We start from the raw sequence: 20400 nt of genomic DNA on the forward strand, positions 1-20400 counted from the left end.
TTAAGAATGGTAACTCTCCAACAGGAGAGCTACCTGTTTCTATGTAATTCTATTATTTCTTAATAATCTTGGCTGTATATTTTTTGTCTTGTACATTACACTCTAAAATATAAACTCCGGGACTTAATCCGCTTACATTTATATTTGATGGCATAGTTGCATACGTTTTACTCGATACAGCTTTACCATCTATTGCGTAAATTTTGATTTCGGTTTCCCCTTCAATTTTATCTGCTACGAAGATATTTACGTGATCAACAGCCGGATTAGGAAATACTCTAAAAGGATTAGTTATTTTTCCAACAAGCATACCTTTTGAATCAAATGGCGCTGAAATACTATTACATCCGTTATTATTAGTTACCTGAAAGCTATAATTTCCTTCCCAAATTGTAATAATCGATTTTTCAGTTGCATTTGGTATAGGTCTATCGTTTAAAAACCATTGATACGAAGTTCCTTCAATTGAAGCAGTTAATTTTTTATCACCAAGAACTTTAATTTCCGGTACAATATTATTTCCAAGAACTGAAATAGTAGTGCTAAAAGTTTTTCCAATGCCGTTTTCATTATAAACCGTTACAAAATAATCTCCGCTTTCTGTTGTAACATAAGTTGGTTCTATTGAACCATCAAACCATTCGTATGATTTGTAGTTTCCAGGATTTAAAACAACTTCAGGACCACAAATCGCTCCACTTACTAAATCAGATTCAAAAGTGTCAAATGTTGCCGTTATCTTTTCTGTAAGTACACAGCCATTTTTCATCACAACTGTTACCGTATAATCTCCTGCCTTATCAATTGCAATACCATTAGAAACCTCACCTGTACTCCATTTGTATGAAACAACTTTAAGTTTTTTAGCCGTAAAATTAGTTTGAGCATCAATGTATAAGCTTCTACCTGTATATCCATAAATTACCGGATTGTCAAATATTTTAAATTCTGATGATACTCCCTGATAGATATAGTTTTTTATTTCATTGTTTTGCGGAATAAGATCGTTTTCCAATTTTGCAATAACATTAAATACATGAGAGTCTCCGCTTTCGTCCAATTTAGGTTGTTTTTGCAGAATATATTCTATGCTTTCGCCAACGGGAATTTCTGAGTCAACAGATTCTGAAAAAACTTCATTTGTGTTGATATAGGCTACCTCTAACTGAATTGCGTTTGCTGCAATTGCAATTTGTCCTTCATTTGTGAACTTAACTTTAAACTCAGATCCGCCACATATATCTTTTGGTGATAATATTTCTACTGATACATCTACAATAGGGTCAGTGATTACCTTTAAGTCATCTAGTACCATATAAGAATATCCGGCCGTCAAAGAATGTTTAAATCGTAACATAATAGATTTTCCTTTATATTTATTTAAATTAATTACTCCCTTTTGCCATTCTTTATCTGCATACATTACTTCTCTGGTAGTTTTCCATACTTCATTCCATTCGCCTCCTATAGTTTTAATCTCTATAATAAAGGTATTATTGCTGTTACTTTCAATTGCATAATAAAACTCCAATGCAGTTGCATTTTCAGATAACTGATATAGAGGAAAAATTAATTCTCCATAGTTAAAACCATTTGCGAGCGAATGATAAAGCATCGTTGCAGCAGTATCTCCTGTATGATCCTTAACGGGAATAACTAAATATGTGTTATCAGGTTTAGCAGTTACTGCCCATGGGAAATCTCTATCACTTTTACCTGAAACAAAACCGTTAGTGCCAAATAATGGGCCTTGAGCTACATTTGAAAAAGTCTCAATATCTAATTGTGGTGCATTGGCAATAACCTGAAAAGTTCCGGTAAGACTTTCTGCCAGCTCTTTTGGTTGCCCATCTGCAATTAGTTTTATATTAATGTCATAATTTCCTGTTGCAAGTTGTGGAATGCCATCTATTTTATAAACCAGAGTTTGATATTGCAATAACTGAGCATCTCTTTCCAATACAATTGGTTGCCCAACTGCAACGCCAGCTTGTGAAATTTGATATTCAATAGCCAGTTTATTAATTTTATTATAAGATACATTTTTTGCGCTTATTAAAAATTCGTGCGAAGGTGCATCTTTATAGACTTTTTGTGCTACACTTAAATTAGATAACTGCAAATATTCCGCTGTCTCCTTAATCTTAATATTATCTACAGCAAAACCGCTGGCAAATATTCCATTATCATCGTGCTGAAATGCCACAAGAACGCAGGGTTTGCCTGCATAAGGACTTAAATTTACATGATATTCGAACCAATTACTTATATAAGGTATTTTAAATAGTGTTTCCCAATTTTTACCTCCATCTGTACTTACTTTTACATATCCGTCTGAAAGTCCATATCTATCTCCAAAACCATCAAATGATAAGTGTGCTTCTTTATAATTGCTCAAGTCAAATACAGGAGAGATTAACATATCATTCGAAGAGTCACAATTACATTTATCATCGTTACTCGCCATAAAATTTGTATGCTCTGTTAAAAACCATCCCGGAGATCCTAAATCTTTACTTGTTCCGTGTTTCCAACCTGTAGCACCTTTATTTTCAGATGTTCTCCATCCTTTATATTTTGTGACATCTTCAAAATCCATTGTATATGGTAGTATAGATACTTTCATGTCCTCATTATTCCAGCTATCATAACCCAGTTTGAAAGAATTATTTTCCGGCTTAACATCCTGAGTTACATCTTCCGGGAAAACAGAAACTACAATCGTATTCTCACCAATACTGGTTAAATTAATATTTGGAATAGAATACGCTATTGTATCTCTATATTTAGTAAATACTAATGTTACTTTTTCGCTTTTTGAGAAAACTTCTTTCTGCGCATTGTCAAGAATTTTTACTGAAACATTAACCTGCTCGTTAGTTGTGGAGAAGTTGTTAATTATTTTCGCATTTATTGTAACATTGCTATTGCTTATATTACAAGTCCCCGCATCTAATTTTGCATCTGCAACTTCAATATCATAAGGTGCATTGCTAACACGGATATTGTCTATAAGCGCCCCTAAATAGTTACTGCTATAATCACTCATAACGACACGGAAACGGATAGCGCCTTTTTTACCTGCAAGTTCATTCAGGTGCATTCCGATTGGTTTTTTAGTAAGAATAGTATTAATTCCAGTAAACCAAGGTCCTGATACTAAATCATTGTAATGTAAAGTTTCAGGATAATCAATACCCGTAACTTTTTTCCAGTTTTGATTGTCTTCAGAATATTCTACAATTAACCCGTCATATCCTCGATAAAATACATTAATCATATCAAACTCAATATAAGGAGACGCAATATTAGTAAAATCAAATATTGGCGATTGTAATGTAAAATCAGCTTTTGGAGGTATCCTTTCAGAAGTACCAATATTTATAGAGGCCCACAAATATTTCGATTTGGTATCTCTAAATGAGTAAGTAGAGGGCTGCCATATAAACTTTTGATTTGTAAGTAGTGATTCTGAAAACCAACCTCCAGGTGTTCTTTCAAAATCCTGATAATATGGAAATTGAGTTACAACTCCACTATAAACAGAATTTATAGCACTGTTATTTGCTGCTACAGGATCTTGGCTATATATTACAAAAGCTTCGTATGTATGCAAGCCGGCTGTAGATAAATTTATAGTCCCATCAAAAGTAATTGTCATTTCTGAGCTTCCTTTAAAGGCAGTATCTAGTATAATGTCTTTCCATACTATTTGATTGTCTGGAAGCGTATTTAGATATCCTACTTTTAACTGAGATCCTGCTGGTATATCCTGACAGCCCAAATTGTAGATTTTAACCGCTAATTGATGACTAGCTGACAAAGTTGCACCTGAATATACCGGAAGATTTAATCCCACAACTTTAAGGTCAAAATCTTTTTGCCCTGGAGGAACTGATAAATCAGAAACAAAAGAAACTCCGTCTTTTGGACCAAACGCTTCAATAGGTTTAAAATCAAGTTTAACTTCTACATAATTTAAAGTAGCTGCACTTATTACGTAAGGAAGTTTGTCCTGAATTTTGATAGTTGTCTCCTCGCCTAACGCCAGATCTTTAGTAAAACTAATATTGCCTGTGTTATCATAAAGAGTATTCAACTTACCACCAAAACCCGTTAGCATTAATCTCAATTTGTAATTTAAAGTCTCATTTGCTTTAATTACAGTAGATCCCGTGTTTTTAATTTTTATATAAAAAGGTTCTTCTCCTTTTAAAGAGCCACAAATAGCTGAAGGTTTTTCAACTGAAACAATTGCTATTTGTTTATCGGCATAAGCAGCACCAATACCAATAGCATACCAGGCATTGCAAACTTGTTTATATTCTTCAGAGGCTAATCCGTATAGATCTTCTACAACCATTAAACTTGCCTGACGCATATCGCTAAAGTTTGATGAAGGAGATAAATATTCTGTAAGCGTGATATAGGCAATTTTCTCAGCCTTGGCAAGACCAATAGCGCTAACATCGTAACTGTTATTAAGATCATTTACACCCTGGCCACCTTCACTTAAAAGATAAAACCAGTAATTTGTAATTCCGCTGTTAACATGTACACCTCCGTTATCGTAAGAAGTGTTTAATGGATTTACCCAATTTACTCCTCCGTAAGTATTTGGCTGACCCTGAGCTTTCGGGTTAGATATATTTCGCATACTTCCATGTGTATACAATTCACTTCCCAGCATCCAAATATCCTCTTTTTTGTCTTTTCCAACATAAAATTCAACAGATACACCAAAAATGTCGCTGAAAGATTCATTCATAGCTCCAGATTCTCCCTGATAGATTAAACCAGCAGTAAAACGGGTTACACCATGAGTTAATTCATGTGCTGTAATTCCCAAACCAACATACGGAGTATCATAACCATCTCCAAATTGTGCCCATCCGCCAGTCCATGAAGCATTTTCGACATTGTTACCTAAATGGGCAAGACCAATAATTGTCATTCCTTTGTCATCGATACTATTTCGATTAAATTTTTCACCATAATATTCTATAGTTTTTTGCATTCCCCAATGAATATCTATAGCAACCTCATCATGATTTTTATTATGCAGCTCATTCCAAATATTATCTTCATCAATAAAATCAGTAATTACTTCATCCGAAGCCTGATTTGCGTGATTCATATTCATAGTATACATCGGTACATTGTACTTTCCCTGAAGTCCCTCTAATCTGTACCCGTCAGCATATTGTTTAGTATTAAAATTTACTTCTCCGGAATATCTTGACTTACCTTTACCCAAACTTTGACCTGCAATACCGGAATCTCGATTTAGATCAAGCATAAGAATTGTTTTTCCCGAATTTGCATCTACATAGATTGTCTGACTGGATTGCGGATTAGTTGCATAAATATCAAATTTCCATGCCAGGTAATATTCTTTTAATTCAGAAGAAAAATTAGGACCCACATACACCAACTCTCCCTGCGGTTTTGCGCTTATATTTTTATCCAGTAAAGAACCTAATTTTTTGTTCTCCCAAATATATTGCTTCGCATTTACCGTTTTAAGTACGTTTTCTAAAGCTGTGACCGCATTTATCTTATAATTACTGCTTACAGACAATTTCTTAGCCGTAGAACCAAATGCATCAATTTTGGTTTTATTTTCTCTAACCTTATAAATTGCTCCTTCAACAGGAACTGAGTTATGTATTTGCTGATATGTAACCAGCGTTCGGCCGTGATTATCAGAAATTGATTTTAACTGCATTTTGTCTGATGGAGATAAATCAAAATCTGCTTTTTTGACTTCGAAAATATTTTTCGCAGTTAAATTTGAAGATTTAGCAAAAGATTTAACCTTTGTACTAATAGAATCCTGCGGGATTTTTTTCTCAGTAGTACTCGTTACATTTTGTCCAAATAACTTTTGGCTTTCCTGTAATTGTTTTTTCACCAATTCACTTTCAGCTGCCGAAAGTTCTTTGCCTTTTACTTTCACTTCTTCCTGAATAAATGGATTATTAGCATCATTATCCTGACTGAAAATTGGATCGCTGCTCTTTTTAGAGACCTGATCTTTGGTCGGGTTCGCTACTGACGGTCCTACAGCCGTTTTCACGTTACTTATTTGTATGTTTTGCAAAGGAGTCTGAGCCATTCCCACGGAACAGACAAAGAAACTTAACAAAATAAACAAATACCTTGTTTTGAAGTAAAGCTGGGTCATTTCTTTGAATTTAAAATTAATACTTAGTTCAGTTAATAATCATTACACTTTTACCGTTTATAGCAAACCATAAAGCAGTTTCTGAAAAAATTAATTCGGGGATTGATTTTCAGAGTTATCGTTTGTTATTTTTTTCAGGATCTTTAAAAGAGTTTCCTTTTTTGTTTTTGCTTCTTCCAGAAGTTGTTCTAAACTTTTATGAGGTTTATTTTTTTTCTTCGCGTTCATCAAAAATTCATTTACATCGATTGGGTAAATGTAAAAGGGACGTTTATGTTTTTGAAAAAAAGGACTAATACAAAAACACTCTTGGGCAAAAAAGTATCACCTAAAAAACACTCATAAAAAAACAATCCAAACTAAATCAAGTACTTAGATTGGATTTAAAATATGTTTTATAAACTTAAAATGTATTGAGATAAGTGGAGAGATTTACTTTTTCGTTAGTCAAATCGAACTTTTTACGAAGTCTGGTCCGCGCATTTTCTATCGCCTTAAAAGATTGACCTGTAATTTGAGAGATTTCTTTTGTGGTTAAATCCAGATATAAAAGAGCGCATAATCGGCGGTCTTTTGGAGTAAGAGAAGGATAATCGAAAGTTAATTTATCAAAAAAAGATTGATGGACTTGTTCAAAACTTACTTCAAATTCTTTCCAGATATCTGTATTCAAATTCTTTTCCAAGCGCTTTAAAACTATATCAATAGCTTGCTGCATTTCTTTATTAACCGTTTTGAGTTTTATCTTTTTAAGATCATTCAGGATTTCATTAATATTATCTGTACGATGTATTTCTGCCATTGCTTTTCCTATCAAAACCTTCTTTTTAGCTTCGAGACTTTGGTTGAGCGCCTGCATATTTGAATTTAAAAGCTCTTTTTCAAGTTGGTTTTTAATATTTCTGTTTCGGTATTTTATCAGTAAAATAATTAAAACCAATATTCCAACAACCAATATCAAACCTGTTACATAATATTTAAATTGCTGTTTTTGTTCTATAAGTGTTTTTATTTCGGTTCGAACTTTGTAATCCTGCTCCAGCTTGATTCTTTCAATGTTTACTGCCTTATCTTCAACATTTATACTATCATTGATTGCATTATATTTCTGAAAATAATAAACAGCATTTTTATAATCCTCTTTATTTATATATACTTTATAAAGCATTTTGTTCAGGTTTAAACCCGATAAACCATATACACTTTCTTTACATAATTCTAATGCCTTTTTTGCATTTACAATTACAATGTCATATTTTTTGTCGTTTAGATTATATTCAGAAAAAGATTCGTAAACAAAAGCTTGTACTAAATTATCAACGTCTTTATCTAGTAAAGAAAATGCTTCATTAAAATAAAAATCTGCTTTTATTTTATCCTTTTTTAAAGCATAAGTTCGAGCTAAATTTGTAAAAACATATACTTTTAAAGCATTGTCGTTTATGGTTTTATTTATTAAATCGGCTTTCTGAAAGTAGTATAAGGAAGAGTCTGATTTTTGATTTAAATATAAAGTACCAATGTTATTTAAAATTTTCACAAGCTTAACAGAATCATTTTTAGACTTTTGATAGCGGTATACATTTAAGAAATATTGTAATGCTTTTTCTTTATTATTTCCCAGTGCATAAATAATCGCGAGATTGTTTTCTAATTTTGCAACTTCTGCACTATTGTTGGCATTTTTATAAATTGCATGTGCTTTTAAGTAGTATTGTAAGGCAATATCAAAAACTTCTTTTGAATTGTACATTTTACCTGCTGTAATATAAACCTGAGCTAAAGCAAGCTCCGGTTCTTTTGTGTTTTTTGCTTCAGCTTCAGCTAATTCAATGTATTTTATAGCTCTTTCCCAATCAGAATTTTGAAGATTTACTGCAATTTTACGGCAAAGTTCAACTTTTTGCTCATGATCAGTAATACTGTTCAAATTATCAATCAATTCTTTTGTAGATTGAGAATGAATTGTAAAGGACTGAAAAAGAAAAAACAGGAAAAACAATCGTACCATCATATAAAAATTCTAAAGTAGAATTTCAAATTTAAATAAAACAGCAGGATTAATAGTACAAAAAACAATATATAGTTAAGGAGTTTGCAAACGATCATTAAATAATCCAAAATATATAAAATATTGCGTGTTGAATGGCAAACAAATAATCCCGAAACTTTTGGTCAAAAAACCTTCGCAAAACTAATCCAGATTCCGGCCGTATAATTAATTCGACAGTTTATTTATTTTGAAATAAAACTATTAATTATAAAAGTAAAAAGTACGAAACCTATTAATTGCGCAGGAAATTTGCACAATTATTTTCGATCATTACAATCTTAAAAATTGTATTTTTGTTCATACATATAGTAACGTACATTTTAAAGATGTTTTTTACGCATTGCTTTTTATCACTTAATTCTTACCTTTGAAACATGAGCACAATTACAAAATCAAATCATATAGGGCGAAAAATTAGCCGTATTCGTGAACTTCGAGATATGAAACAAGAAGTATTAGCGCAAGCTTTAGGAATTAGCCAACAGACTATTTCTGCTTTGGAAAACAGCGAAACAATTGAAGATGAAAGACTTGCAGAAATTGCAAAAGTTTTAGGCGTTACAGCCGAAGGAATTAAAAACTTTTCAGAAGAAGCTGTTTTAAACATTATTGGCAATACAGTTAACAATCATGATAACGCTTCATCATTTAATTATAGTTGCTCATTTAATGTAATTGACAAATTGATGGAAGTTTACCAAGAAAAAGAAGCACTTTATGAACGCTTATTAAAAGCTGAAAAAGACAGAAACGATCATCTGGAAAATTTATTAACAGAAAAATAATTTCCAGTAAGATAAAAATCAGACAAAATATATCCTTTATTATCCCCAAAAAAAATGGTACAAAGAACTTTTTCTTGTACCATTTTTATTTGAAGCTAATCCAGCCATTCACTATATCTTTTCTTGCTTAAAGAAAGCAAGAAAAGGATGCCGTTCCTGTCTGGGCTAGGGCATTTGGATTCATAAAAAATTTAGTTCATTTCCTAACCATTTTTTCACAAAAGAAAATGAAATACAAAACAAAACTTTATTAAATTCGTCATCTAATTAATTAACCTGCTAACCTAATCCCCAAATTGGTTTATGAAACATTTATTACTCTTATCATTTATTATGATAACATGCTCAACATGGGCACAATCTGCAACAGGCTATTTTGACAAAGCCCTAAAAAAAGCCGAATCCGGCAATAATAAAGGCGCCGTTGCTGACTATACAAAGGCAATTGCCATGAATTCTAAATTTGTTGAAGCGTATCAAAATCGTGGCGTTGCAAAATACAACCTAAACGATTTAAAAGGTGCTTTGGCTGATTTTAGCAAAACAATCGAACTAGACGACATGAATGCTGACGCCTTTACTGGAAGAGCAAACGTAAACTACAAACTTTTAAAGTACAAAGAAACAATCGAAGACTGCACGGCATCTTTAGGTTTAAACCCGAAAGATTATGTAGCTTATAATTTAAGAGCATTGGCTTATAATAAAAGCGGAGACAAAAAAAATGCCTGCAAAGATTTCTCTAAAGCTATCGATTTAGGCAGTCAAAGCGCCATAAAAAACCGAGCCACTTTTTGTAAATAAACAAAAGCAAACCTCTAAATACAAAGCAATCTGTTAAATATCACATTTTCAGATTGCTTTTTTTATTAAAAATATCTCAGTAATTCATTTACAATCTTCCTTACATTTGTCCTTTAAACCAAATTGAATGGCACTTTTAAAAAAGATAAATCAAAAAGCACAAACCGATAGAAATTCAGGCTTTGGAGTCAATGCAAACAGCTACGGCGGAAGATTTGTAAACAAAGACGGAACTCCAAATATCGAAAAAAGAGGCATGCATTTGTTAAGTCGTATTAGTTGGTACCATACCATGATCGACATGCCAAATTGGAAATTCATGTCGATTTTGTTTATTTTTTACATTGTAATGAATTTTATTTTTGCCGTCATTTATTACGCAATTGGCATTGAACATCTGGACGGAATCGGGCAATCGCAAAGCGCGTTAACCCAATTTGGACAAGCTTATTTTTTTAGTGCGCAAACTTTTACAACCGTTGGTTACGGACATATAAGTCCAACCGGTTTTTTAACCAGCGCTTTATCAGCCGCCGAAGCCTTAATAGGTTTATTAAGTTTTGCCATTGCAACAGGTTTATTCTTTGGAAGATTCAGCAAACCAACCGCTTTTTTAAAATTTGCAGACAACGCATTGATTTCACCTTACGGAGAAAATAAAGGATTAATGATTCGTCTTGTCCCTTTTAAAAACACCAATTTTACAGATGCTGCTGCAAAAGTCACTTTAGGAATGAACTTAGAAGAAAATGGTGTACAAACCAATAAATTTTACAATCTGGAACTTGAATTAGATAAAATAAACGCCCTTTCATTAAGCTGGACATTAGTTCACCCAATTACAGAAGAAAGTCCGTTATACAATTTCAGCGAAGAAGATTTTAAAAAAGTACAAGGCGAAATATTAGTTTTCATCACCACTTTTGACACAATGTACAGCAATACCGTTGCCGCAAGAACATCCTATACATTTAGAGAAATAATCTACGGAGCAAAATTCGAAACCATGTATAACAGAAGTAAAAGCGGATTAAAAACCATCCTGCATCTGGATAAATTAAACCAGTATCAAAAAGTCAATCTCTAGCATTTTATCATTTTAATCAAGTTATCAAGGTAATCTAAGATTTTATTCTATTTTTGTTTATTAAATAACCAGTAATGATAAACAATATTAAGACTGTTTTCAGCATAAAAGATCTCGAAAACTTATCAGGAATAAAAGCGCACACCATTCGTATCTGGGAAAAAAGATACAACATCTTAGAACCTATGCGGACTGACACGAACATCAGACTCTATAATCTACAAAATTTACAGAAGCTTTTAAATATTACTTTATTACACGAATACGGTTATAAGATCTCAAAAATCGCAACTTATTCTGAAGAAAAAATTCCGCAATTAGTCCGCGAAATTATTTCCAAGAAAAATTCTCAGAATTACGCTATAACTTCTTTCAAAATGGCGATGATGAATTTTGATCAGGAAATATTCTTCAACACATTTGACTGGCTGATTTCTGAAAAATCATTCAAGGAAGTTTTCAAAGATCATTTTCTTCCTTTATTGAAAGAATTAGGATTGTTATGGCAATCTGAAACCATAACTCCGGCAAATGAACATTTTATGAGTCATTTGATCAAACAAAAAATATTAATTTATACAGAAAGCCTTCAAATACAAAAACCTACGAAAACCAATCGAATTTTTGTGCTTTCGTTACCATTAAATGAAATTCATCAAATAGGATTATTGTACCTGCAATATGAAATTTTATCTCACGGTTATAAAACCATATATCTTGGCGAAAGCATGCCAATAGAAAACCTTCACGATCTGACAAAACATTTTGAAAACATCACCTTTGTTTCCTTCATGACCGTTCAGCCGGATCGCAGTGTTATCAACCAATACGTAAAATCTATGGGGCAAAAATTACTTCAAAATAACAATGAAATCTGGCTGATGGGAAAAATGGCAGAACACATTGATCCAAAATTACTATCAGACAGAATGCAAGTTTTCAATTCAATGGAAGAAACAATTAGCATGCTATAATATATTTTGTTTAAAGTTTTTGTATATTTGTTAAACAAATGAAAAAAACGATAGCAATTATAGGATCTGGCTTTTCGGCTCTGGCCGCTTCATGTTACCTGGCACAACAAGGAAACATGGTGACTGTCTATGAAAAAAATGAAACTATTGGCGGACGGGCCAGACAATTTAAAAAAGACGGTTTTACCTTTGATATGGGACCAAGCTGGTATTGGATGCCAGATGTTTTTGAACGTTTCTTTCAGGATTTCAATAAAAAAACAAGCGATTATTACGAACTCATAAAACTAAACCCTGCATATCGGGTTTATTTTGGAGTAGATGATTTTATTAGCATTTATGATAATCTCGAAGCCATAAAAACCACCTTCGAATCTATTGAAAAAGGAAGTGGCCAAAAGCTCGAAACCTTTATCAGGCAAGCCAAAAGCAATTATGACATTGCAATTAAAGATCTGGTTTATCGTCCCGGAATTTCTCCTCTTGAATTAATCACACTTGAAACCACTTTAAAACTCAATCAGTTTTTTAGCACCGTAAGTAATGATATTCATAAGAAATTTAAAAACCAAAGACTGATTCAGATTCTTGAATTTCCGGTTTTATTTCTGGGAGCAAAACCTACTAAAACGCCATCTTTCTACAATTTCATGAATTACGCCGATTTCGGTTTAGGAACCTGGCACCCAAAAACAGGAATGTTTGATGTCGTTCGCGGAATCGAAAAACTGGCTTTGGAACTTGGCGTTACGATAAAAACCAATTCTTCAATAGAAAAAATAGTTGTCGAAAATAAAACGGCGACAGCAATTGTCATAAAAGGCGAAACCATCAAAGCAGATATTATTTTAAGCGGCGCAGATTATCATCACACCGAAACTTTATTAGAAATCGAGCATCGCGCTTATTCTGAGAAATATTGGCAAAGCAGAGTTTTTGCCCCTTCATCACTTTTATTTTTTGTTGGTTTTAATAAAAAAATAGAAAATATTTCGCATCACGCCCTATTTTTTGATGTTGACTTTAATCAGCATGCGATTGATATTTATGATGAACCAAAATGGCCGGACGCACCTTTATTCTACGCTAACTTTCCATCAAAAACAGATTTAACAGCCGCGCCCGAAGGAATGGAAAGCGGATTTTTCCTGATTCCGTTAGCGCCGGGAATAAATGACAGCGAATCACTTAGAGAAGAATATTTCGAAAAAATAATCACTCGTTTTGAGGCACTTACACAACAAAAAATTAAAAATAGCATTATATTTAAGAGATCTTTTTGTAAAAATGATTTCGTAAATGATTATAATGCTTACAAAGGAAATGCCTACGGAATGGCAAATACATTATTGCAAACAGCTTTTTTAAGACCAAAGCTGAAAAGTAAAAAAGTCAGAAATTTATATTTCACAGGACAATTAACCGTTCCTGGACCAGGTGTTCCGCCTGCTTTAATATCAGGAAAACTAGTAGCTGAGTTAATTCAAAAATCTTTTAGATCTTAAAAAATGAAATCACTATTCGACACCATATCATTCAAATGCAGTAAGTTAGTCACCCAACATTACAGCACCTCATTTTCACTCGCCGTAAAAATGTTATCACCAAGCATTCGCGAAGCGATTTACAGCATTTACGGATTCGTTCGTTTTGCTGACGAAATTGTCGATTCATTTCACGATTACGACAAAGAAAACCTAATTAATGATTTCGAAAAAGAATATTATAAAGCAATAGAATTTGGCATAAGCTTAAACCCTATTCTCAACTCCTTTCAACACACCGTAAAACAATACAATATTACAGATGATCTTGTTCAGGCTTTTTTGAAAAGTATGAAACTTGACCTTGTAAAATCGACATATAGCACACAAACCGAATACGAAGATTACATTTACGGTTCTGCCGATGTTGTAGGTTTAATGTGCCTGAAAGTTTTTGTAAAAGGAAACAACCAGAAATACGATCAGCTCAAAAATGAAGCAATGCGATTAGGATCAGCTTTCCAGAAAGTGAATTTCCTGAGAGATTTAAAAGATGATAATTTAGTTTTAAACCGAAATTATTTTCCCGGCGTCGACCTAAATTCTTTCGATGAAAATGCAAAAACCACCATCATCAACGAAATCGAGGAAGATTTCAGAATCGCCTATCAGGGAATTGTAAAACTCCCAATCGAAGCACAATTTGGCGTTTATACAGCCTATATTTATTATAAAAAATTGCTAAAAAAGCTTAATAATACGCCTTATCACGAAATAGGAAATTCAAGAATCAGAGTTTCAAATTACACTAAAGCCGGACTTTTAGCGCAATCTTTTGTAACTTACAAATTAAAGCTGGTTTAGTATTTAAGCTTTACCCATAGTACTGTCATTCCGAGGAACGAGGAATCTCCGCAAGTAACTCCGCAAAGAAAAGCACCAATCTTTGACGATCTGGCAACGAAGATTCCTCGTTCCTCGGAATGACAAAAAAGAAATAAAAATTTCAAACAATTCAAAACATAAAAAATGATTTCTTTTTTAATCTTTTTAGGCGTTTTCCTCTTCATGGAATGTGTTACATGGCTAACACACAAATACATAATGCACGGATTGATGTGGTATTTTCACGCAGATCATCATCAGCCAAAATACGAACATACATTTGAGCGTAACGATATTTTCTTTGTCATTTTTGCCATTCCAAGTATTACACTTTTTTATTTTGGCGTTCAGGGCGGATTCAATTATTTGTTTTTCATCGCTTGTGGAGTCACCTTTTATGGCGCTTGTTACTTTTTAATTCACGATGTTTTAATTCACCAACGTTTTAAATGGTTTAAAAACACCAAAAATAAATACCTTATTGGCTTACGAAAAGCCCATAAAATCCACCACAAGCATTTAAACAAAGAACACGGAGAATGTTTCGGGATGTTATTCGTTCCCTTTAAATATTATAAAATGTAGCATAATTTGGGCGTTACCCGCAGAAAAAGCGGGTCGGGCTTTCCGTTCCCGCTTTTTTATTCAGGCAGAAAAAGCCTGACACAAAAAGAGCTCCACTGCAATCCCTAACGCAAACGACTCTTAAGAAATATTCGTAATAATCGATTTTATGAAAGTATATAAATTAGAAACTGTCCAACACTTAAACGCCAGCGTAGAACAATGTTGGGACTTTTTTTCGAGTCCGCAAAATCTCGAAGCCCTAACACCTGACGATATGAGTTTTGTTATTCAGGATTTCGACGGTAAAAAAATGTATCCCGGACAAGTTATAACTTATACATTAAAACCACTTTTGGGAATCAAAATCAATTGGATGACAATCATTACAATTTCCCAGGAAAATAAATATTTTGTAGACGAACAACGTTTTGGACCATATGCTTTATGGCATCACAAACACTTTTTTGAACCCACAGGAAACGGCACAAAAATGACCGATGTTGTTCATTATGCGTTGCCGTTTGGGTTCTTAGGACGTATGATGAATAGTATCTTAGTAAAAAATAAACTGAAAAGTATTTTTGATTATCGCTTCAACAAAATCAATGAATTGTTTAATAAAATATAGTTTTTACGAAAAAATTAATAACGACATTTAACGCAGATTTATTTAAATTTAAGCAGATACATGCAGATTTTTAAATTATTAATAAAAAATAAAATCTGCTTAAATCTGTAAAATCTGCGTTAAAAAAATTTATCCTAAAAAACTGTCACAAATCCATCTAATCTTTAAAATCTGTGGCAAAAAATAAAAAGCAGAATATAATAATGACAAAACAAAAAGTTACATTTTTCTGGTTTCGACGTGATTTACGTCTGGATGATAATATTGGATTATTCAATGCCTTGCAATCTGATTTTCCGGTAATTCCGTTGTTTATTTTTGATGAAGATATTCTGGAAAATCTACCCAAAAATGATGCGCGGGTAAGTTTTATTTATGATTCACTTCAAAATATAAATACAGAATTAAATACTATTGGATCTTCCCTTTTAATCAAAAAAGGAAAAACAATCGATGTCTGGAAATCACTTGTTCAGGAATATGATATTCAGCAAATTTTCTTCAATAAAGATTATGAACCATACGCGATAAAACGTGATATAATAATTGCTGATTTATTAAAAGAGAATAACGCAGAAGTCTTTTCATTTAAAGATCACGTAATATTTGAAGAAAAAGAAATCACAAAAGCCGACGGACTTCCTTATACAATTTATACACCATACAAAAACAGATGGCTCGAAAAATATCATCTTTCCGGACAAGCTCTGGAATATGACACAAAACCTTTATTCCCGAATTTTGCTAAAACCAAATTTAAATTTCCTGAATTATCCGAAATTGGTTTTGAAAAAAGCACCATAAAAGTAGTGCCGCATAACTTAACCCAAATTGGCAATTATAAGGAAATTCGAGATTTTCCTGCGGTAGATGGCACATCATATCTTTCACCACATTTACGTTTTGGAACGGTAAGTATTCGGAAATTGGTGAATTGGGCAAACACGAAAAACCAAACCTTTTTAAGCGAATTAATCTGGAGAGAATTTTTTATTCAGATCCTTTTTAATTTTCCCAAAGTGGTTAATCATAACTTCAAATCGGCTTATGACGGTATTCAATGGCGCAATAACGAAGATGATTTTAAACGCTGGTGCTCCGGAACAACAGGCTACCCAATTGTCGACGCCGGAATGCGCCAACTGAACGAAACCGGTTATATGCACAATCGCGTAAGAATGGTTGTAGCAAGTTTTCTCTGCAAACATTTACTCATTAACTGGCAATGGGGCGAAGCTTATTTTGCTGAAAAATTACTGGATTTTGAACTAGCGTCAAACGTTGGCAACTGGCAATGGGCAGCAGGAACTGGTTGCGACGCCGCGCCATACTTCAGGGTTTTCAATCCTGAAATTCAACAAAAGAAATTTGATGCCAAAGGAATCTACATCCGCAAATGGATTCCTGAATTTGATTTGGGTTATAACGAACCTATGGTCGAGCATCCTTTTGCCAGAGATCGCGCAATTGCAACTTATAAAGCGGGGATCGTAAAGTAAATTCAAAGTTTTTTAAATTCCAAATTCCAATTGTTGTTGCGAAATTTTGTCATTTCGACCAGAGGGAGAAATCACATACGATGAGAACGCACGGTTGGCGAGCACTGAATGTGATTTCTCGTTCCTCGAAATGACAGACTTTGTGGTTACTTTGCGAAAAAACCTTTGTCAAAGTTTTGAACTTTGACAAAGGTTCCTGATCTTATCCTCAATTCTGTCATTTCGACCGGAGGGAGAAATCACATACGATGAAAACGCACAGTTGGCGAGCACTGAATGTGATTTCTCGTTCCTCGAAATGACAGACTTTGTGGTTACATTGCGAAAAAACCTTTGTCAAAGTTTTGAACTTTGACAAAGGTACTAACTCGCAAATTTCTTGAAAAACCTAAATCCTAGCCCTGATAGAAGCGGTATCCTTTTGTGGCGGGGTTCGCCACAAAAGATATAGCGGATAGCAGGAAATAGCTCCTAATACTTCACATAATTACTTACTACAATCTTTGCTTTTAAATCAAACATCAAGTTATATAAACCAAAGAAAGTTCTGTTCATATAAATGAAATGCTTAGAACCACGATTTCCGTTCATTTTTTTAAGATTGGTATCGTTTGAGAAACGTTCGCCTAATTTTGCAATGCTTTCAAAGAAAGTTTCATCGGCAAAATCGAAAGTTTCGTTTTGGAAAGGCTTTGTGAAAAGTGATAGTAAATCATGAAACATCTCGGTAAAATATTCAATTTCTGCAGGAGAATCATCCGGACGAAGAATTTCAAGTTCGAATAATTTTTGATTGAAAAGCGCTTTATCTGTAATTACATTTTTATTGATTAACTCGAAATACGGCACATAAAAATCATCCGGAATTTGTTTCATACATCCAAAATCTAATGCAATCAAATGATTTTGATCGTCAACCAGAAAGTTTCCCGGATGCGGATCTGCATGGACTTTTCTTAAAACGTGAATTTGGTACATGTAGAAATCCCAAAGTGCCTGGCCAATTTTGTCACCAATTTCTTTATCTTTATTTATTGCCGTAAATTCTGAAAGATGAATTCCGGTCATCCAATCCATTGTAATGATTTTCTCTGATGAAAACTCAGGATAATAACGTGGGAAAAGTAAATTTTCGATTTTACTGCACGCTTCAACCACTTCCTGGCTTTGTTGTAATTCCAGTAAATAATTGGTTTCCTCGATCAGTTTATCTTCAACTTCCTTAAAATATTTATCAGAATCTTTTCCTTGGAGATTAAACATTCTGACAGCGATTGGTTTTACCAAAGCTAAATCAGAAGAAATACTATTGGCAACTCCGGGATACTGAATTTTCACGGCTAACTTTTTACCATCTTTCACCGCCAAATGTACCTGACCAATACTCGCGGCATTTACTGAATTTGCATTGAATTCATCAAAAATTTCATAAGGCGTTTTTCCGAAATTTGTTTTGAATGTTTTTAAAACTAATGGCGCAGAAAGTGGCGGAACTGAAAACTGAGACAAAGAAAATTTCTCAACATATGCCTGAGGCAGAAAATTCTTGTCCATACTCAACATTTGAGCTACTTTAAGCGCGCTTCCTTTAAGGCTTTTTAGTCCGTCGTAAATATCTTCGGCATTATTTTCGTTAAGTTTATCACGCGTCAAATCTGAATTTACCATTTTTTCGGCGTAATGTTTTATGTAGTTTACGCCTACTTTTGCACCGGTTTGTACTAATTTACTGGCTCTCTCTATTTTTGATGTTGGTATATAATCGATTGTTTTCATGATTTGCTGTATATTTTTTCTTTGAATAGAAATTTCCCAAGATCTATTAAATGATTTAGTGGCGCGATATTCATTAATTCAAATGAAGCGTTAACTGATTTTTCGATAAAAATATCTGTCTTTTCAAAAGAAGCAGATTCGTCATCAACCCAGAATTTTATGGTTAACATTAATTGTAACCAAGCTGATTCCTGAATTCCTTTTTCCTGAAATTTTTGCAGTTTTTCATATTCTAATCTAAAATCATCGGTTAGAATTTCAGAAACATAGTCTTTAAAACTGTCTCGAAGCGTTGAAAGCTGGGATAAATTTTTTAAAGGATTCCTGTCGAATTTTAATGATTGCAAAACATAACTTCTGTTGGCGGTCAGGATTTCGAAAAAGGTGAAATAAAAACTCAACATTTTGTTTTTCATATCATAACCTGAATAATCCGGATGCTGACGTAATAAATTAACTGAGTTCTCAAAAAACATTCTGAATATCTCTTTTTCCAAAGCTTCTAAAGTTCCAAAAAAAGGATAAAATTCGGCTTCTGTAAAATCATTTTCCTTTGCAAAAAGATAAACTGATTTTGGTTTTTGTCCCTTTTCCAGAACCTCATTCATATATAGTGAAACGATGTCTTCCTTACTGATTATCTTCTTTATAGCTTCCATCTTATTAAAATTTAAATTTTGCTTTAAAGGTACGCAATGTTTAAGTATCTTTACTTATCGTTAAACAGAATACGTTGTTAAATATATTATAAACTATTATGGCTAAAAATATTTTACTAACCGGAGGAACTGGATTTATAGGCAAAAACCTAACTGATTTACTTATAGAAAATGGTTTTTCAGTTTCTATTCTAAGTCGTTCTGACAGAAAAAATACTCCTGCAATTACGTATTACAAATGGGATTTAACCCGAGATTATATTGATGAAGAAGCGATTTTAAATGCTGATTATATTATTCATCTTGCCGGAGAAGGAATCGTAGAAAAACGATGGACGGCAAAACGCAAGAAAGATATTACTGAAAGCCGGACAAAACCTGTTGATTTGATCTTTTCTGTTTTAGAGAAACACAATAAAATGCTGGATGCTTTTGTTTCAGCATCGGCAGTTGGGATTTATGGCGCGATTACTAATGATAATATTTGCACTGAAAATGCTTCGCCCGCAAATGACTTTTTAGGCATTACATGTCAGGAATGGGAAAAAGCGGTCGATAAAATAAATTCTTTAGGAATTAGAACCGTAAAAGTGAGAACCGGAATTGTTTTGGGCAAGGACGAAGGTTTCCTTAAAAAAATTGTTCCGAGTTTTAAATTGGGTTTTGGAACTATTTTAGGCACAGGAAAACAATATGTTCCCTGGATTCATATTGACGATTTATGTCAGATTTATTTAAAAGCAGTTCAGCATGACAAAATGAGCGGTCCTTATAATTCATGTGTCACAGACGATACTACAAATGAGAGTTTGTCCATAACTTTGGCAAATTTATTTGGATATAAAATCTGGTTGCCAAAAGCGCCTGCATTTGTTCTTAAAATTGTTTTGGGCGAAATGAGTCTCGCTGTTTTGGAAGGCCAAAGGGTTTCATCTGAAAAATTGAAAAAAATGGATTTCGAATTTGAATTTACGAACTTAGAAAGTGCTCTGGCAAGTTGCCTCAATTAAGT

General features: G+C 33.3%; 14 protein-coding genes. 10 read left to right on the top strand and 4 right to left on the bottom strand.

Annotated elements, in window-relative coordinates:
* Window positions 1–52 precede the first annotated feature (52 nt).
* Together ACHZDT_RS11430 and ACHZDT_RS11435 are read right to left on the bottom strand one after the other, a co-directional pair.
* Window positions 53–6187 carry a M4 family metallopeptidase gene (locus tag ACHZDT_RS11430; RefSeq protein ID WP_394774752.1) on the bottom strand — a complete coding sequence of 2045 codons (6135 nt, stop codon included), beginning with the start codon at window positions 6185–6187 and terminating at the stop codon, window positions 53–55.
* 403 nt (window positions 6188–6590) lie between these two features.
* Complete coding sequence (locus ACHZDT_RS11435; protein ID WP_394774753.1) at window positions 6591–8201, bottom strand: hypothetical protein; 1611 nt, start codon at window positions 8199–8201, stop codon at window positions 6591–6593.
* Between the two features lie 413 nt (window positions 8202–8614).
* On the opposite strand from ACHZDT_RS11435, the gene ACHZDT_RS11440 reads away from it, so the two are divergent.
* The 9 genes from ACHZDT_RS11440 to ACHZDT_RS11480 all read left to right on the top strand — a co-directional run bounded on the left by ACHZDT_RS11440 (window position 8615) and on the right by ACHZDT_RS11480 (window position 16953).
* Window positions 8615–9025 carry a helix-turn-helix domain-containing protein gene (locus ACHZDT_RS11440; RefSeq protein WP_394774754.1) on the top strand — a complete coding sequence of 137 codons (411 nt, stop codon included), beginning with the start codon at window positions 8615–8617 and terminating at the stop codon, window positions 9023–9025.
* A 303-nt stretch (window positions 9026–9328) separates the two neighbouring features.
* Entirely contained in the window at window positions 9329–9829 is a 501-nt protein-coding gene (locus tag ACHZDT_RS11445) for a tetratricopeptide repeat protein (RefSeq protein ID WP_394774755.1), read from the top strand.
* Between the two features lie 127 nt (window positions 9830–9956).
* Window positions 9957–10916, top strand: coding sequence for an ion channel (locus ACHZDT_RS11450; RefSeq protein WP_394774756.1), 960 nt, complete (start codon window positions 9957–9959; stop codon window positions 10914–10916).
* A 74-nt stretch (window positions 10917–10990) separates the two neighbouring features.
* Window positions 10991–11890: a MerR family transcriptional regulator gene (locus tag ACHZDT_RS11455; protein ID WP_394774757.1), complete on the top strand. Its 900-nt coding sequence runs from the start codon at window positions 10991–10993 to the stop codon at window positions 11888–11890.
* Between the two features lie 38 nt (window positions 11891–11928).
* Window positions 11929–13395, top strand: coding sequence for a phytoene desaturase family protein (locus tag ACHZDT_RS11460; RefSeq protein WP_394774758.1), 1467 nt, complete (start codon window positions 11929–11931; stop codon window positions 13393–13395).
* Between the two features lie 3 nt (window positions 13396–13398).
* Window positions 13399–14238: a phytoene/squalene synthase family protein gene (locus ACHZDT_RS11465; RefSeq protein ID WP_394774759.1), complete on the top strand. Its 840-nt coding sequence runs from the start codon at window positions 13399–13401 to the stop codon at window positions 14236–14238.
* 165 nt (window positions 14239–14403) lie between these two features.
* Window positions 14404–14844 carry a carotene hydroxylase gene (locus ACHZDT_RS11470; protein WP_394774760.1) on the top strand — a complete coding sequence of 147 codons (441 nt, stop codon included), beginning with the start codon at window positions 14404–14406 and terminating at the stop codon, window positions 14842–14844.
* Between the two features lie 148 nt (window positions 14845–14992).
* The gene (locus tag ACHZDT_RS11475) at window positions 14993–15454 is read left to right on the top strand and encodes a hypothetical protein (RefSeq protein WP_394774761.1); all 462 of its coding nucleotides are present in this window, start codon (window positions 14993–14995) and stop codon (window positions 15452–15454) included.
* 203 nt (window positions 15455–15657) lie between these two features.
* On the top strand, window positions 15658–16953 hold the full coding sequence (locus ACHZDT_RS11480) for a cryptochrome/photolyase family protein (protein WP_394774762.1): 1296 nt from the start codon (window positions 15658–15660) through the stop codon (window positions 16951–16953).
* Window positions 16954–17424: 471 nt separating this feature from the next.
* Here the strand turns inward: ACHZDT_RS11480 and ACHZDT_RS11485 are convergent, their stop codons facing one another.
* Window positions 17425–18729, bottom strand: a complete 1305-nt coding sequence (locus ACHZDT_RS11485) for an ABC1 kinase family protein (protein WP_394774763.1) — start codon at window positions 18727–18729, stop codon at window positions 17425–17427.
* Complete coding sequence (locus ACHZDT_RS11490; RefSeq protein WP_394774764.1) at window positions 18726–19388, bottom strand: TetR family transcriptional regulator C-terminal domain-containing protein; 663 nt, start codon at window positions 19386–19388, stop codon at window positions 18726–18728. The genes ACHZDT_RS11485 and ACHZDT_RS11490 overlap by 4 nt, the downstream gene beginning before the upstream one ends.
* A 98-nt stretch (window positions 19389–19486) precedes the next feature.
* Here ACHZDT_RS11490 and ACHZDT_RS11495 point away from each other — a divergent pair, with 98 nt between their 5' ends.
* Window positions 19487–20398 (top strand): TIGR01777 family oxidoreductase, encoded by a 912-nt coding sequence (locus ACHZDT_RS11495; protein WP_394774765.1) that lies wholly within the window; start codon window positions 19487–19489, stop codon window positions 20396–20398.
* Window positions 20399–20400: the final 2 nt, after the last annotated feature.

This window comes from Flavobacterium sp. (assembly GCF_043722275.1).
In the GTDB taxonomy this organism is placed as follows: domain Bacteria; phylum Bacteroidota; class Bacteroidia; order Flavobacteriales; family Flavobacteriaceae; genus Flavobacterium.

Coding starts and splice junctions, on each gene's coding strand:
- ACHZDT_RS11430 (WP_394774752.1), bottom strand. CDS start 6,187: ATGACCCAGCTTTACTTCAAAACAAGGTATTTGTTTATTTTGTTAAGT.
- ACHZDT_RS11435 (WP_394774753.1), bottom strand. CDS start 8,201: ATGATGGTACGATTGTTTTTCCTGTTTTTTCTTTTTCAGTCCTTTACA.
- ACHZDT_RS11440 (WP_394774754.1), top strand. CDS start 8,615: ATGAGCACAATTACAAAATCAAATCATATAGGGCGAAAAATTAGCCGT.
- ACHZDT_RS11445 (WP_394774755.1), top strand. CDS start 9,329: ATGAAACATTTATTACTCTTATCATTTATTATGATAACATGCTCAACA.
- ACHZDT_RS11450 (WP_394774756.1), top strand. CDS start 9,957: ATGGCACTTTTAAAAAAGATAAATCAAAAAGCACAAACCGATAGAAAT.
- ACHZDT_RS11455 (WP_394774757.1), top strand. CDS start 10,991: ATGATAAACAATATTAAGACTGTTTTCAGCATAAAAGATCTCGAAAAC.
- ACHZDT_RS11460 (WP_394774758.1), top strand. CDS start 11,929: ATGAAAAAAACGATAGCAATTATAGGATCTGGCTTTTCGGCTCTGGCC.
- ACHZDT_RS11465 (WP_394774759.1), top strand. CDS start 13,399: ATGAAATCACTATTCGACACCATATCATTCAAATGCAGTAAGTTAGTC.
- ACHZDT_RS11470 (WP_394774760.1), top strand. CDS start 14,404: ATGATTTCTTTTTTAATCTTTTTAGGCGTTTTCCTCTTCATGGAATGT.
- ACHZDT_RS11475 (WP_394774761.1), top strand. CDS start 14,993: ATGAAAGTATATAAATTAGAAACTGTCCAACACTTAAACGCCAGCGTA.
- ACHZDT_RS11480 (WP_394774762.1), top strand. CDS start 15,658: ATGACAAAACAAAAAGTTACATTTTTCTGGTTTCGACGTGATTTACGT.
- ACHZDT_RS11485 (WP_394774763.1), bottom strand. CDS start 18,729: ATGAAAACAATCGATTATATACCAACATCAAAAATAGAGAGAGCCAGT.
- ACHZDT_RS11490 (WP_394774764.1), bottom strand. CDS start 19,388: ATGGAAGCTATAAAGAAGATAATCAGTAAGGAAGACATCGTTTCACTA.
- ACHZDT_RS11495 (WP_394774765.1), top strand. CDS start 19,487: ATGGCTAAAAATATTTTACTAACCGGAGGAACTGGATTTATAGGCAAA.